The 15199-nt window shown below is 58.5% G+C and carries 10 protein-coding genes and 1 pseudogene; 4 read left to right on the top strand and 7 right to left on the bottom strand.

Annotation, left to right across the window (positions count from 1 at the left end; genetic code table 11):
- Window position 1: 1 nt before the first annotated feature.
- Window positions 2–2707 (bottom strand): annotated as a pseudogene (gene malT, locus KB892_RS00055) (HTH-type transcriptional regulator MalT).
- 624 nt (window positions 2708–3331) lie between these two features.
- Between malT and malP the strand changes: the two are divergent.
- A complete protein-coding gene (gene malP, locus KB892_RS00060) occupies window positions 3332–5722 on the top strand; it encodes a maltodextrin phosphorylase (RefSeq protein ID WP_004151407.1) in 2391 nt (796 codons plus the stop codon).
- A gap of 10 nt (window positions 5723–5732) precedes the next feature.
- Complete coding sequence (malQ, locus tag KB892_RS00065; RefSeq protein WP_002920543.1) at window positions 5733–7826, top strand: 4-alpha-glucanotransferase; 2094 nt, start codon at window positions 5733–5735, stop codon at window positions 7824–7826.
- 102 nt (window positions 7827–7928) lie between these two features.
- On the opposite strand, the gene gntT is transcribed toward malQ, so the two are convergent.
- The 3 genes from gntT to gntX all read right to left on the bottom strand — a co-directional run bounded on the left by gntT (window position 7929) and on the right by gntX (window position 10890).
- Window positions 7929–9245 carry a gluconate transporter gene (gene gntT, locus KB892_RS00070; RefSeq protein WP_002920542.1) on the bottom strand — a complete coding sequence of 439 codons (1317 nt, stop codon included), beginning with the start codon at window positions 9243–9245 and terminating at the stop codon, window positions 7929–7931.
- A 336-nt stretch (window positions 9246–9581) separates the two neighbouring features.
- A complete protein-coding gene (nfuA, locus tag KB892_RS00075; protein ID WP_002920540.1) occupies window positions 9582–10157 on the bottom strand; it encodes a Fe-S biogenesis protein NfuA in 576 nt (191 codons plus the stop codon).
- A 58-nt stretch (window positions 10158–10215) separates the two neighbouring features.
- Window positions 10216–10890, bottom strand: coding sequence for a DNA utilization protein GntX (gene gntX, locus KB892_RS00080; protein WP_004160062.1), 675 nt, complete (start codon window positions 10888–10890; stop codon window positions 10216–10218).
- 38 nt (window positions 10891–10928) lie between these two features.
- Between gntX and bioH the strand changes: the two genes are divergently transcribed.
- Window positions 10929–11702: a pimeloyl-ACP methyl ester esterase BioH gene (gene bioH / locus KB892_RS00085; RefSeq protein ID WP_002920511.1), complete on the top strand. Its 774-nt coding sequence runs from the start codon at window positions 10929–10931 to the stop codon at window positions 11700–11702.
- A gap of 120 nt (window positions 11703–11822) precedes the next feature.
- Window positions 11823–12092 carry a YdgH/BhsA/McbA-like domain containing protein gene (locus KB892_RS00090; RefSeq protein ID WP_002920510.1) on the top strand — a complete coding sequence of 90 codons (270 nt, stop codon included), beginning with the start codon at window positions 11823–11825 and terminating at the stop codon, window positions 12090–12092.
- Window positions 12093–12180: 88 nt separating this feature from the next.
- Here KB892_RS00090 and feoC read toward each other — a convergent pair whose 3' ends face one another.
- From feoC to feoA, 3 genes are read right to left on the bottom strand one after another with little or no spacing between them, the layout of a single operon-like run.
- The gene (gene feoC, locus KB892_RS00095; RefSeq protein ID WP_002920509.1) at window positions 12181–12420 is read right to left on the bottom strand and encodes a [Fe-S]-dependent transcriptional repressor FeoC; all 240 of its coding nucleotides are present in this window, start codon (window positions 12418–12420) and stop codon (window positions 12181–12183) included.
- 9 nt (window positions 12421–12429) lie between these two features.
- Window positions 12430–14748 carry a Fe(2+) transporter permease subunit FeoB gene (gene feoB / locus KB892_RS00100; RefSeq protein WP_002920508.1) on the bottom strand — a complete coding sequence of 773 codons (2319 nt, stop codon included), beginning with the start codon at window positions 14746–14748 and terminating at the stop codon, window positions 12430–12432.
- Between the two features lie 28 nt (window positions 14749–14776).
- A complete protein-coding gene (gene feoA, locus KB892_RS00105) occupies window positions 14777–15004 on the bottom strand; it encodes a ferrous iron transporter A (protein ID WP_002920506.1) in 228 nt (75 codons plus the stop codon).
- Window positions 15005–15199 lie beyond the last annotated feature (195 nt).

The following is a 15199-nucleotide window of genomic DNA, read 5'->3' on the forward strand; positions in this document are numbered from 1 at the left end:
GTCAGACGCCGTATCCCATCATCTTAAGCAACTGCTGGGCATGCTGTACCGCGTCCTGCCGGTGGGCGACGCCCAGTTTCTGATACAGGTTGCGAATGTGGGTCTTGATGGTGGTGGCCGCCACGTCAAGCTCGCCGGCAATCTGCTCGTTGCTGTAACCGGAATAGATTAAGCCAAGCACCTGCCACTCGCGCTGGGTCAGCGGGCTGGTGCGGATAAGCTCCGGCACCTCCGGATGATTCAGCAGTCGCTCGACGAACCCTTCGTCAAAGTGGGCGAATTTGTGGCGATGATGCTGGTTGATGTCGCGCAGAATACGCTGGGCGCGATGCTGCTCCAGCTCCGGCAACGTGTTCAACTGGATCAGCTGGCGCAGCTGCTGGGCCATCGCCTCGCCTTCAATCACAAAGTGGTTGATAAAACCGGTGCGGTTGGCGAGCGTCAGGGCTTCCAGCAGGGCTTTCTGCGCTTCGCTCTTGCGTCCTGACTGCCAGTACAGCTGGTTGAGCAGCAGCAGGTTGCGGTTGAGATCGCTCATCAAACGCAGCGAACGCGCATTTTCGTTCAGCTCTTCCAGCACCATTTCCGCCGGTTCGAAGTCGCCCAGCAGGATCTGCGCCCGGGCAATGTTGCGCCACTGGCTCTGCAGGAAGTGGTTGTTGGCGAACTCCGGCTTTGGCGTCTGGCGCAGCCAGTTGGCCGCCGCGGTTTTATCACCGGTCATCTGCCAGTAGATCACTCGCACCTTATCGGCGTTGGAGACCCAGTCGCTGTGATAGTGACCATTACCGAGCAGGTTTTCCAGCCGGTTCAGGTGGCTGCGGGCATTATCCAGATCGCCGCGCGCCAGTGAGCACTGGACCATCAGCGCCAGGCACTGCAGCTGCTGCTGCGGCTGATAGGTGGATAGCACGTCCATCCCCTGGCGGGCGCAAGCTTCAGCCTCGTCGAGGCGCGCCCATGCCCACAGCAGCTGAGAACGGATGCGCAGCAGGAACTCATGCATCGGCAACTGCTCAAGATGCTGTTCGCGTACCAGCTGGAAGGCTTTCTCCTGGCTCTCCCAGGCGGCCTGCAGGAAGCCCTGGGCGAAGAGGATTTCGCTTTGCTGAATGATGCTCCACAGGGCGTAATGCCATACGTCATGACGGCGGGCCATCTGTTCGGTCTGCTGCATCACGGCGAGGGATTTGGTCAGCTTTCCCTTACAATGGAGAACTTCGCCATGCACCGATGTGGCGACGATGCGGCTGTAATAGTTGGCCAGCGGCAGCTCTTCCAGGGCCACCATTGACAGACGTTCCGCCTCGTCCTGGTCGCCATCGTTAATCGCCACCTGCGCGCGCAGCGCGTTGAAGTCGCCATGCATCGCGGTGTCCATTTCCACACTCATCTCCTGCTCGGCGCGCGCCAGCAGGGTATTGACTTCGCTGTAGCGATGCTGGCTCTGCATCAGCCAGGCCTGGAGCAGGATCAGGCGCGGATTTTCCAGCAGATTGGACCATGGCAGCGCCGCCAGCGACTGCTCCAGTAGCCCCAGCTCGCTATGGTTAAACATGCCCCAGGCATGATTGAGCAAGATATCGCGCAGCATTTTGGCATCGCCGGCCGCCAGCGCATGGTGGATGGCCTCGCTGGGGAAACCTTGCGCCATCCAGCTTTCCGCGGCGGCGCGGTGGATCTCCGGTAGTTCAACCGCCAGCTCCCACTGACAGCGCTGGCGCAGGAAGCTGCCAAACAGCGGGTGATAGCGGAACCATTCGCCGGAATCATCCATCCGCTGCAGGAACAGCCCCTGGCGTTCGATCTCCTCCAGCTGCATCTGGCCATTCTCTTCGCCGGTGACGCGCACGATTAACGCGTCGTTCATTGAGCGCAGCAGAGAACTCTTCAGCAAAAAGTTGCGCGTGCGGGCGTCAACGTTATCCAGCACTTCATCCACCAGATAATCCGACAGATGGCTGGCGTTAATCCCGGCGAGGCGGCGGGCGGAGTGTTGGGCGGAGGAGTTATTCTGGCGGGCGGAGAGGGCGATGAGTTGTAGCGCGGTGGCCCACCCGGCGACATCGTCGCACAGCCGGCTACTGTCGTCGGCTTCGATAGGCGATGTCAGACGACAGTCGAAAAATTGTTTCGCCTCCTAGTGGGTAAAGGCCAGCTGCTGACTGCCAATCTCCAGAAGCTGATCGCGGACGCGCAGATTGGCAATGCCCAGCTGCGGCAGGTTACGCGACAGGACCACCAGGGTCATATTCTCCGGCTGATGGCGCAGGAAAAAGCGCATCGCGTCATGGATCACCGGATTATTGATCAGATGGTAATCATCAATGACGAGATACAGCGGGCGCTGCCAGTCGGCAAGTTCAATAAACAGCTGCGCAAAAAGAGAGGAGAGACTGGCGTACTGGCGTTTTTGCACCATCGCTTCACTGGCCGCGCAGTGGTTGCCGGTAGCCTGCTGAATCGCCGCGATCAGATAGCTGGCAAAACGCTCCTGCTGGTTGTCGCCTTCGTCCAGCGAAAACCACCCAAGATCGTTTTTACCCGCGGCCCACTGAGAAATGAGCGTTGTCTTACCGTACCCGGCAGGACTGGTGATCAGCACGAGACGATAATTGTTCGCGCCGGAAAGTTTCGCCAGTAAGCGCTCACGAACCACAGTGTGTTCAAGGCGGACCGGACGACTTAATTTGGACGGAATCAACATAGTTCTACATTTCGCTGTGCAAGAGAGAGGTTGCGATTTTTTTTGCGCTTCGTAATTAATATCTAATAAGGTCGGTGATTATGAAATTTATTGCAAGTTATGTCCGAAGTTTATGCTCTTGAATTTGCTCTATGTCACAAATTTTGACATTGGCTGAGAATGGGAAAAAATCGCAGGCAGGACTGGTCGGCCGCGGTTTTCAGGCGGTAGCTGGCGGAGTGTGGGTGGATTTATTTTACGCTAAGAGTAGTTGTTTGTTTTTATTAAATTATTGTCAGCGATTTCTTAGAAGTAATCTTTTTTGCGGGTCAATGCGATGAAAGGTGCTTATTTCTTCAGGGGCCTCTATTTATTTTGTTAATAACGTGGCGAGGAACTGGAAGATTTTTTACGCGTATTGGCCTGTAACAAATTTTTAGCTACCGGAGGTAACCTCTCAATTGTCATATCGCGGTGATTTTTACAGCATATTTTTGCCTTCTCGCCCACACTATAGTGTTCAGGATCACACTTTTCGCTCATCCCCGCCACTCCTCCCTGTCTAATCCCCGTCAGGATGAGGACGATGAATCGGGAGGTCGGCACACTAGCGCCATCGTTTTAGTAAAGGACCCGGATCTCATTATGTCACAGACTACATTTAACAAAGCTCAGTTTCAGGCTGCACTGACGCGTCAGTGGCAGCATTTTGGTTTACAGTCCGCTTCCGAGATGACACAGCGTCAATGGTGGCGCGCAGTCAGCGGAGCGTTGGCGGAACTCCTGGCGGCGCAGCCGGTAGCGAAACCGGCGCAAGGACAGCGTCACGTTAACTACATCTCAATGGAGTTTCTGATTGGTCGTCTGACCGGCAACAACCTGCTCAACCTGGGCTGGTACGAGGGCGTCAGCGACGCGCTGAAAGGCTACGATGTCAACCTCACCGATCTGCTGGAAGAAGAGACTGACCCGGCGCTGGGTAACGGTGGCCTGGGACGTCTGGCAGCCTGCTTCCTCGACTCCATGGCGACGGTGGGGCAGTCGGCGACCGGTTACGGTCTCAACTACCAGTATGGCCTGTTCCGCCAGTCATTTGACGATGGCCAGCAGATGGAAGCCCCTGACGACTGGGGGCGCAGCAGCTACCCGTGGTTCCGTCATAACGAAGCGCTGGATGTCCAGGTAGGTATCGGCGGGAAAGTCAGCAAAAACGGCGAATGGCAGCCGGCGTTCGTCATTACCGGCGAAGCCTGGGACCTGCCGGTGCTTGGCTATCGCAACAACGTCGCCCAGCCGCTGCGTCTGTGGCAGGCCAAACACGCTCATCCGTTCAACCTGACCAAATTCAACGATGGCGATTTCCTGCGCGCCGAGCAGCAGGGCATCGACGCGGAAAAACTGACCAAGGTGCTGTACCCGAACGACAACCATCAGGCCGGTAAAAAACTGCGCCTGATGCAGCAGTACTTCCAGTGCGCCTGCTCAGTGGCCGATATCCTGCGCCGTCATCATCTGGCAGGCCGCAAGCTGGCCGAACTGGCGGATTACGAAGTGATCCAGCTGAACGATACGCACCCGACCATCGCCATCCCGGAGCTGCTGCGCGTGCTGATCGACGAGCACCAGCTGAGCTGGGACGACGCCTGGGCGATCACCAGCAAAACCTTTGCTTACACCAACCACACCCTGATGCCGGAAGCGTTGGAATGCTGGGATGAGAAGCTGGTAAAAGCGCTGCTGCCGCGCCATATGCAGATCATTAAAGAGATCAACGACCGCTTTAAACAGCTGGTGGACAAAACCTGGCCGGGCGATAAGCAGGTCTGGGCGAAGCTGGCGGTGGTGCATGACAAACAGGTTCGGATGGCCAACATGTGCGTGGTGGGCGGCTTTGCTGTCAACGGCGTGGCGGCGCTGCACTCGGATCTGGTGGTAAAAGATCTGTTCCCGGAATATAACCAGCTGTGGCCGAACAAATTCCATAACGTGACCAACGGCATCACGCCGCGCCGCTGGATCAAGCAGTGCAACCCGGCGCTGGCCTCGCTGCTGGATGAGACGCTGAAAAAAGAGTGGGCCAATGACCTCGACCAGCTGATCAACCTGGAAAAATATGCTGACGATGCGGCGTTCCGTCAGACTTATCGCGATATCAAGCAGGCCAACAAAGTTCATCTGGCTGAGTTTGTGAAGCAGCGTACCGGGATTGAGATCAACCCGCAGGCGATCTTCGATATCCAGATCAAACGTCTGCACGAGTATAAGCGTCAGCACCTTAACCTGCTGCATATCCTTGCGCTGTACAAAGAGATCCGCGAAAACCCGCAGTCCGACCGCGTACCGCGCGTCTTCCTGTTCGGCGCGAAAGCGGCGCCGGGCTACTATCTGGCGAAAAACATTATTTTTGCCATCAATAAGGTAGCGGAAGCGATCAACAACGACCCGAAAGTCGGCGATAAGCTGAAGGTGGTCTTCCTGCCGGACTATTGTGTATCGGCAGCAGAAAAACTGATCCCGGCGGCGGATATCTCCGAGCAGATCTCCACCGCGGGTAAAGAAGCCTCTGGCACCGGCAACATGAAGCTGGCGCTGAACGGCGCGCTGACCGTCGGGACGCTGGATGGCGCTAACGTGGAAATCGCTGAGCAGGTGGGTGAGGAGAACATCTTTATCTTCGGCCACACGGTTGAAGAGGTGAAAGCCCTGAAAGCGAAAGGCTACGATCCGCTGAAATGGCGTAAAAAAGACAAGCTGCTCGATGCGGTGCTTAAGGAGCTGGAGAACGGCACCTACAGCAACGGCGACAAGCATGCCTTCGATCAGATGCTGCACAGCCTGCTGCAGGGCGGCGATCCGTACCTGGTGCTGGCCGATTTCGAAGCCTACGTAGCGGCGCAAAAACGGGTAGATGAGCTGTATCGCGACGAGGAGGCCTGGACCCGCGCGGCTATCCTCAACACCGCGCGCTGCGGCATGTTCAGCTCCGACCGCTCGATCCGCGATTATCAGCAACGTATCTGGCAGGCGAAACGCTAAAGGAAGGCCTATGGAGAGTAAACGCCTCGATAATGCCGCGCTGGCGGCGGGCATCAGCCCCAGCTATATCAACGCGCACGGCAAGCCGCAGTCTATCGCGGCTGTCACCAAACAGCGCCTGCTGGATGCGATGCATCGCTCTACCGCCGCCACGAAAGTGGCGGTTAACCCGCTGCCGAACGTGAAAATTTTCACTCACGGCAAAAAAATGTCGCTGCCGGTGGCAGGACGCGGTGAGTATCAGTGGATCCTGACTACTGAGGACGGTAAGCAGTATCAAGGGAAAACCCGCGGCGGCGAGACGCTGCCGCTGCCGGCCAAACTGCCGGAGGGGTACCACTCCCTGACCCTCACCCAGGAGGGGGAGCGCTGGCACTGCCGAACTATCGTCGCGCCAGCGCGCTGCTATGAGCCGCAGCCGCTGAAAGAGGGGAAAAAGCTGTGGGGCACCTGCGTGCAGCTGTATACCCTGCGCTCAGAGAAAAACTGGGGGATCGGCGATTTTGGCGATCTGCGGGCCATGCTGCCGGAAATCGCCCGCCGCGGCGGGTCGTTTATTGGCCTTAACCCGATTCATGCCCTCTATCCGGCGAACCCGGAGAGCGCCAGCCCCTATAGCCCGTCTTCACGTCGCTGGCTGAACGTTATTTATATCGACGTCAACGCGGTTGAAGATTTCCAGCGTAGCGAAGAGGCGCAGGCGTGGTGGCAGTCTCCGGCAACGCAGCAGGCACTGCAGGCGGCGCGGGAAACGGACGATGTGGATTATACCGCCGTCACTACGCTGAAAATGACCGCGCTGCGTATGGCGTGGAAACAATTCTCTCGTCGTGAAGATGAGCAGATGACAGCGTTCCGCGAGTTTGTTCTGCGCGAAGGGGAAAGCCTCTACTGGCAGGCGGCTTTCGATGCGCTGCACGCCTGGCAGGTACAACAGGACCCGCTGCGCTGGGGCTGGCCGGCCTGGCCGAAGGCCTTTCAGGATATCGACAGCCCGGAAGTGAAAGCCTTCTGCGTTGAGCATGAGGATGACGTCAGTTTCTATCTTTGGCTGCAGTGGCTGGCCTGGAGTCAGTTTGCCGCCTGCTGGGAAACCAGCCAGCGTGACGGCATGCCGATCGGCCTCTACCGCGACCTGGCGGTGGGCGTCGCCGAGGGCGGGTCGGAAACCTGGTGCGATCGTGAACTGTACTGCCTGAAAGCATCCGTAGGCGCGCCGCCGGATATTCTGGGCCCGCTGGGCCAGAACTGGGGCCTGCCGCCGATGGATCCGCATATCATTGCCGCCCGCGCCTATGAGCCGTTTATCGACCTGCTGCGCGCTAATATGCAGAACTGCGGCGCGTTGCGCATCGATCACGTGATGTCTGTGCTGCGTCTGTGGTGGATCCCGTATGGTGAAACCGCCGACCATGGCGCTTACGTTCAGTATCCGGTCGACGATCTGCTGTCGCTTCTGGCGCTGGAAAGCCAGCGTCATCGCTGCATGGTGATCGGTGAAGATCTGGGCACGGTACCGGTGGAGATCGTCAGCAAGTTACGCAACAGCGGCGTCTATTCTTATAAGGTGCTCTATTTTGAGAGTGATGCAGAGAAAACGTTCCGCGCGCCGGCGCTGTACCCGGAGCAATCAATGGCTGTGGCGACGACGCACGACCTGCCCACTCTCCGCGGCTACTGGGAAAGCGGCGATCTGACGTTAGGTAAAGCGCTGGGCCTCTATCCTGATGAGGTGGTGCTGCGCGGACTGTACCAGGACCGCGAGCTGGCGAAACAAGGACTGCTGGACGCGCTGCATAAGTACGGCTGTCTGCCCAAGCGCGCCGGCCATAAGGCCTCGCTGATGAGCATGACGGGGATCCTCAACCGGGGGATGCAGCGTTATATTGCCGACAGCAACAGCGCCCTGCTGGGCCTGCAGCCGGAAGACTGGCTGGAGATGGCGACGCCGGTTAACATTCCGGGCACCAGCACCGAGTACCCGAACTGGCGCCGGAAGCTGTCCGTCACCCTGGAGCAGATGTTTGCCGATGAACGGGTCAATAAGCTGATTAAGGATCTGGATAAACGGCGCAAGGCCGCGAGCAAGAAAGCCGCCTCCTGATAACTTCCTGCCGCGCGCTCCTCTGCGCGGCGAAGAGCATGTCCGATAAAAAAGGCCGGCCCGCTTCACGCGGACCGGCCTTTTTCTGTGGCGGGAGTGACCTTACACCACCATCCCCAGCAGCAGACAGCCCACCAGGCCGCAGACTGAGATAATGGTTTCCAGCACCGACCAGGACTTGATGGTCTCGCCGATGGTCAGGTTAAAGTACTCTTTGAACAGCCAGAAGCCCGGATCGTTGACGTGGGAGAAGATAACGCTGCCGGAGCCAACGGCGATAACCATCAGCTCCGGGCTGACGCCGGTGGTGGCGATCAGCGGCGCGGCGATCCCGCCCGCGGTGATGGCGGCCACGGTCGCCGAACCCAGCGCGATACGCAGCACCGCGGCGATAGACCACGCCATAAACAGCGGAGACATGTTCGATTCGTGCATGATAGAGGCGATGTATTTATCCATGCCGCTATCCACCAGCACCTGCTTGAAGGCACCGCCGCCGCCGATAATCAACAGCATCATGGCGATGATTTTAATCGAAGAGGTCAGGGTATCGTTGATCTGCTCCATGGAGCGGCCGCGGTTCAAACCGAAGGTGAACAGGGCAATCAGTACCGCAATCAGGGTGGCCATCACCGGGTCGCCGAAGAACTCGGCAATTGGCAGGAAGGCGTGGCCTTTCGGCAGGATCATCTCAGCCACGGCGCGCATCGCCATCAGGATCACCGGAACCAGCGAGGTCCAGACGCTGACGCCAAAGCCTGGCATCTCTTCTTCAGTGAACACTTTCGGGTTATGCAGGCCTTCCGGGATCGGCTTATCTATCCCTTTCAGGAAGCGCGCAAACACCGGTCCCGCCAGGATAACCGTCGGGATAGCCAGAATGGTGCCGTAGAGCAGCGTTTTGCCCATATCGGCATGGAAGATGGTGGCGATCGCGGTCGGACCCGGATGCGGCGGCAGGAAGCCGTGGGTGACGGAGAGCGCGGCTGCCATCGGTACGCCGACGTACAGCAACGGAATACGGGCCGAGGCGGCGATGGTGAACACCAGCGGCAGCATCAGCACGAAGCCCACTTCATAGAACAGGGCGAAGCCAACGGTGAAGCCGGTCAGGACCACCGCCCACTGAATATGCTTCTTACCGAACTTATTGATAAGCGTGGTGGCGATACGCTGGGCGCCGCCGCAGTCTGCCAGCAGCTTACCGAGCATAGCGCCGAAGCCCATGATCAGCGCGAGGCTGCCAAGGGTGCCGCCAACGCCGTTTTTGATGGAGACTATCACTTTATCCAGTGGCATACCCTGCATTAATCCGACGGCGAGCGCCACCAGAACCAGCGCAATGAAGCCGTTCATTTTGAAACGGATCATTAACAGCAACAACAGGGCAACCCCGATAGCAACGATGACTAATGGCATGATTTACCTGGCCTTAATTTGTTATGGGTAACGTCAAAGTTCGAACCTGTAGAGCATCCGCTCCGTCAGGGAGCAAAATAGTCTGGCACCGTAAACGCTTGCATTATCCTTACCCAGAGAAAGGATAGCTGGCTATTTTTTTGCCGGTGGCGCCTGAAGTGGATGATACGGGTAACATGTGAGGGTTGAGAATCACCTGACGGGGGAAAATGTTAAATATGAGACTTAAGTCATACTCTTTCCCCGGTTTTTGCCGGTCATTTAGCGGGAGATGTTGCGCGGTAACACAGAAAGGGCCAGGGAGGACCGGCGGCAGGGTGCCGCCGGGGGAAGGGCTTAGTAGTAGGAGTGCTCGCCGCGCTGGTGCTCGGTCAGATCGCGAACCCCTTTCAGCTCCGGAAACTCGTTCAGCAGCTGTTTTTCAATACCTTCTTTCAGGGTCACGTCGACCATCGAGCAGCCGTTGCATCCGCCGCCGAACTGCAGGATAGCCAGACCGTCGTCGGTGATCTCCATCAGCGATACGCGGCCGCCGTGGCCTGCCAGCTGCGGGTTAATCTGCGACTGCAGCAGGTACTCGACGCGCTCCATCAGCGGGGCATCGTCAGAGACTTTGCGCATTTTGGCGTTCGGCGCTTTCAGCGTCAGCTGCGAGCCGAGCTGGTCAGTGACGAAATCAATTTCAGCGTCTTCCAGATAGGGCGCGCTGAGCTCATCGACATAGGCGGTCAGCTGTTCAAATTTCAGCGCCGTGTCGGTGTCTTCCACCGCATCCGGTGGGCAGTAGGATACGCCGCACTCAGCGTTTGGGGTGCCGGGATTAATCACAAATACGCGAATTTGCGTCCCTTCTTCCTGATTTGCCAGCAGTTTGGCAAAGTGCGCTTGTGCAGCATCGGAAATACGGATCATAGCGTTGGCCTAATAGTTGACTATTTTACTGGGTTATAATACGCCCATCAGCGGGGGTCTACAAGGTACGGCACAAACACCATACCTGAACCGTCGCGGCGCCGTTTCGCAAAAGCAGGCGGGATATCTCGGCGACGGTGCTGCCGGTCGTGACGACATCATCCACCAGAGCGATATGGAGTCCCTGCACGGCAAATTCAAGCTGAAAGGCATTTTTCAGGTTCTGCCTGCGCTGGCGGGCATTGAGCGAATGTTGGACGGCGCCCGCTCGCTGGCGAGTCAGGCCTTCGCGATGCCAGACGCATCCTCGCCAGCGGGCTAACGGTCGGCACAGTTCGTCGCACTGATTATAACCCCGGCGCCAGCGACGGCGATGCCATAGCGGCACGCCGACCAGAGCGTCTACTGGCGGCAAATCGTCACGCTGCAGAAGGCGCTGCAGCAGCAGACGCGCGAGGGCGGCCCCCAGCTCCGGGCGATGGTGAAACTTCAGCTGCTGCACCAGACCGCTCAGCGGCGGGCGATAGTCATTGACCGCCACCAGCCGATGCCAGGGAGGCGGCTTTTGCAGGCAGCGGCCGCAGGGGTGACGGGATGCCGCCGCCGGCAGGCCGCACTGCGGGCAGAGCGGGGGACAGGCGAGCAGGGCGCGGCTGCAGCGGGAGCAGATCCCCCAGCGGGCGACTGCCAGCGGCATTTGGCATAGCCAGCATAAGCTGTGTGCTGTTAGCATATTTGGCCTTCTGTCCAGTAAAAAGAGAACGGTAACGGATGAACGACATCTGGTGGCAAACAATCGGCGAAGGAGATTGTCATCTTGTGCTGCTGCACGGCTGGGGGCTGAACGCTCAGGTATGGGATTGCATCACGCCGCAGCTGGCTTCGCATTTTACCCTCCACCTGGTGGATCTGCCGGGCTATGGCCGCAGCGGCGGGTTTGGGGCGATGTCGCTGGAGGCGATGGCGCAGCGGGTGCTGGAGCAGGCCCCTCCACAGGCGGTGTGGCTGGGCTGGAGCCTGGGCGGGCTGGTGGCCAGCCAGGTCGCGATTATGCGTCCGGAACGCGTGCAGGCGCTGGTGATGGTTGCCTCTTCCCCCTGTTTCGCGGCTCGTGACGACTGGCCCGGCATCAAGCCCGAGGTGCTGGCCGGATTTCAGCAGCAGCTGAGCGACGATTTCCAGCGCACCGTCGAGCGATTCCTCGCCCTGCAAACCATGGGCACAGAGAGCGCGCGTCAGGATGCGCGGGCGTTAAAGCAGGCGGTGCTCTCGCTGCCGATGCCTTCCGCCGAGGCGCTGAATGGCGGACTGGAGATCCTCAGAACCGTCGATCTGCGTCAGGCGCTGGTCAGGCTGCCGATGCCGTTTCTGCGGCTGTATGGCCGGCTGGATGGACTGGTGCCGCGCAAGATCGTCCCGTTGCTGGATGACCTGTGGCCGGAAAGCGAGTCAATCCTCTTCGATAAGGCCGCGCATGCGCCGTTTGTTTCCCATCCCGCGGCCTTCTGCGAGCCGCTGCTGGCGCTGAAGACGCGGCTGGGGTAATTTTTTTTGCCGCGCCATGGTAAAAGGGCCATTCCTAGCAATACTTAGGTTGTTACGGTGGTTGATTATTTCAATCCGCCACCGTGACCTACAATAACAACCTTATGGAGAGTAGAGGCTATGAAACTTGTTACAGGAATGGTTGCATCTCTGGTGATAGGCACCCTCTCTTTCGGCGCATTCGCCGCGAAAGAGATCCAAAAAGAAGACGTGGCGAAGATGAATCTGACCAAGGTCGGTAGCATTACGACCTCCAGGACGACGTCGCCGATGGACGCCCGACGCGATCTGTCGAAAAAAGCCGATGAGCTGGGTGGGAAATACTTTGTGGTGATTGCCGGGCAGAAAAACGAAAAAACCGTACACGCGAACGCTGACGTTTATAAATAATCCAGTCATAAGAAAACGGGCCTGCTGGCCCGTTTTTCATAGCTGTCTTACTCGTTTTACCTCGTTGCGCGACCTGGCCTGACTCCTTTCATCGCAGCGCCCACCACTCCTGCCGGCACGCCGCTTTCCCTTCAGGGCAACTTTTACAGCTGCCGGAGAGGCAGCCCTCGCTCGTTTCGCTGATCCGGACCACCTTACCCATGGCTTCCATGCGCTCAAGCATGGCGTCAATCAGCGGCTGAGGCGTCTGCAGGCGAGCACTGAGCTGTTTCGCCTCCATGCGGCCCTGCAGGGCCAGCATATCGCGGACTTCCATTAACGACGCCACAGTCCCTCCTTAGTGGCAATCGCCAGCCGGGCTGGAACAGCAGGAGGCCGGCGTTTTTCGCGTGGCCAGCAGCGAGACGTCCACCCGGCTGCGCGCCCGGCGCAACAGGCCGAAGAGCACCACGTTGAACAACACTACCGCCAGGATACACACCAGACTGTAGCGCGGGTGATCGCTAAAGCTAACGGTCTGGTAATAGAGCGTCGAGAGCGAATAGGCGATATTCAGCCCCCACAGGATGGAGAAGGTCATCCAGCCGCGGCTTGATTCGCGGGCGATGGCGCCCATCACCGAGATGCAGGGAATATAGAGCAGGACGAAGATCAGGTAGCTGTATGCCGCCGCTGCGCTGCCAAATTTACTGCCCATCACCCCCATGGCGCCGGTGGCCATTTCGCCATCGCCTTTGCTGGCTTCGATGGGGTTGGCCAGGACGCTGAGGCTGAAGGTGTCTTTCAGTCCCTGCCATGTCTCATCGACGGCGGCGAGCAGTTCTTCGCCGAGACTGAAGGTCTGCGGATTGAATTCCTCATTCTGGATATCTTCGGCGGTATAGAGGGTGTTCAGCGTACCCACTACCACTTCTTTCGCCATCGCGCCGGTAAACAGGCCGACGGTGGCCTGCCAGTTATCTTCATGCACGCCGATCGGTTTAAACACCGGCGTAATGACCCGGCTCACCGAGGCCAGCGCGGAGTCGTTGATGTTGTCGACGACCTTACCGCTCAGTGAGAAGCTGTTCAGCGCGCTGAGGAAGATGCTGACGATGACGATCACCTTCCCGGCGCGCAGCACAAAGCCTTTCAGGCGCTGCCAGGTCTGGATAATCAGGCTCTTGATATGCGGGACGTGGTACACCGGCAGCTCCATCACGAACGGCGAGGCTTCGCCGCGCATAATGGTGTGCTTCAACATCAGGCCGGTGAGGATGGCCATCACAATGCCCAGCACATAGAGCGAGAAGACCGCCAGCGCGCCGTTCTGACCAAAGAAGGCGGCCGCGAAGACGGCGAAGATCGCCAGCCGCGCGCCGCAGGACATAAACGGCGCCATCATAATGGTCATCAGACGCTCGCGCGGCGCGTCAAGGGTGCGGGCGCCCATCACCGACGGCACGTTGCAGCCAAAACCGACAATCAGCGGGACGAAGGATTTCCCCGGCAGGCCGAGGGCTTGCATCAGGCGATCCATCACAAAGGCGGCGCGCGCCATGTAGCCGGAGTCCTCAAGGAAGGAGAGAAACAGATACATCATGCCGATCTGCGGCACCAGCGGCAGCACGGTGTTGATACCGCCGCCGATCCCCTGGGCGAGGAACACGGTCAGCCAGTCCGGGAAGTGCAGGGTGTAACCCAGCCATTGAATGCCATGCACAAAGATCGCGACCGAGCCGGCATCGAAAATCGGCTGCAGCGCGCCGCCGATGTTGATCGCCAGCAGGAACATCAAGTACATGACAAAGAGAAAAATCGGCAACCCGAGGAAGCGGTTGAGGATCACTTTGTCCATCGCGGCGGTGAAGCGGCTTGGTTCGGCGGTCAGGGTATTGCTGACGGCGTCGCAAATGGCGGCGATGGTCTGATAGCGCGCGTCAGCGATGTGCAGCGCCGGGTCGTCGATCTCGTCGCTGAGATTCGCCAGAGCGATATCCAGTTTATCGGCAGCGTCGCCGGCATAGGCCCGGCTGTAGATATCGCCCTCCAGCATCTGCAGACCCAGCCAGCGCCGCTGCCGGGTCGGGATCTGCGCTGACATCTGCTGCGCCAGCAGGTCAGCTTCGCGCAGCAGCGGCTGCGGATAGTGGACCAGCTCAAGATCGCTGTTCGCCTGATGACGGTCGAGGGCGATCTTCAGCGCTTCGATCCCCCGTCCGCGAGTCGATACCAGCGGAATGACCGGGCAACCGAGACGGGCGGCGAGGGCGTCGATATCGATCCGCACCTGCTGCTTTTCGGCGATATCCAGCATGTTCAGCGCGACGACGCAGGGGATCCCCAGCTCGAGCAGCTGCAGCGTCAGATAGAGGTTGCGCTCGAGGTTGGAGGCATCGACCACGTTAATCAGCATGTCGGCGTCGCCGCTCAGGATGTAGTGGCAGGCAATCTGCTCGTCCAGCGAGGTCTGCGAGGAGATGGTGGTCAGGGAGTAGGTTCCCGGGAGGTCGACCAGCGTGACCTGGTGGTCAGTGGTGGCGAAAATCCCCTCTTTACGCTCAACGGTCACCCCAGCCCAGTTGCCCACGCGCTGGCGAGCGCCGGTCAGCTGATTAAATAAGGTGGTCTTGCCGGAATTAGGATTACCAATTAAACCAACGGTTAATTTTTGCATATTTCAGACTCTTGTGCCGGGCCAGCCGTTATTGTGCAACCGCTTCCAGTTCGATTAAGGCGAGATCTTTTTTGCGTAATACCAGACTGACGCGTCGGGTTTCAATATGAACAGGATCGCCGAGCGGCGCCACGCGAACCACATGAAAAGAGGAACCGGGCAGCATGCCGAGGGAGAGCAGTTTCTGACGGTATGCTGGGCTAATATCGCGAGAAAAACCGGTAATTTTCCACGCACTATCAGGTGTGAATTGCATAGGGCCTACTTGTCTATCGCTAACCGAAGAAGAATTTTCCGGACGCCTGGAGGCAGTTGCGCCGGGGACCGTAGCCAACGAAAAAAGAAAAAACGTTCTGTAATCGATGATAATGAGAATGGTTTTTATCATCAATACATATGATGCGCTGCAGGCTATTTTTAAAGTGAAAATCACCTTTTTATTGATATGCCG

It is taken from the genome of Klebsiella sp. P1927, from assembly GCF_018204675.1.
GTDB lineage: Bacteria > Pseudomonadota > Gammaproteobacteria > Enterobacterales > Enterobacteriaceae > Klebsiella > Klebsiella pneumoniae.

Excerpts from the sequence above, each read along its gene's own strand:
- bioH (WP_002920511.1), top strand. The coding sequence starts at position 10,929 with ATGAACGACATCTGGTGGCAAACAATCGGCGAAGGAGATTGTCATCTT.
- KB892_RS00090 (WP_002920510.1), top strand. The coding sequence starts at position 11,823 with ATGAAACTTGTTACAGGAATGGTTGCATCTCTGGTGATAGGCACCCTC.
- feoB (WP_002920508.1), bottom strand. The coding sequence starts at position 14,748 with ATGCAAAAATTAACCGTTGGTTTAATTGGTAATCCTAATTCCGGCAAG.
- malQ (WP_002920543.1), top strand. The coding sequence starts at position 5,733 with ATGGAGAGTAAACGCCTCGATAATGCCGCGCTGGCGGCGGGCATCAGC.
- nfuA (WP_002920540.1), bottom strand. The coding sequence starts at position 10,157 with ATGATCCGTATTTCCGATGCTGCACAAGCGCACTTTGCCAAACTGCTG.
- feoA (WP_002920506.1), bottom strand. The coding sequence starts at position 15,004 with ATGCAATTCACACCTGATAGTGCGTGGAAAATTACCGGTTTTTCTCGC.
- gntT (WP_002920542.1), bottom strand. The coding sequence starts at position 9,245 with ATGCCATTAGTCATCGTTGCTATCGGGGTTGCCCTGTTGTTGCTGTTA.
- malP (WP_004151407.1), top strand. The coding sequence starts at position 3,332 with ATGTCACAGACTACATTTAACAAAGCTCAGTTTCAGGCTGCACTGACG.
- gntX (WP_004160062.1), bottom strand. The coding sequence starts at position 10,890 with ATGCTAACAGCACACAGCTTATGCTGGCTATGCCAAATGCCGCTGGCA.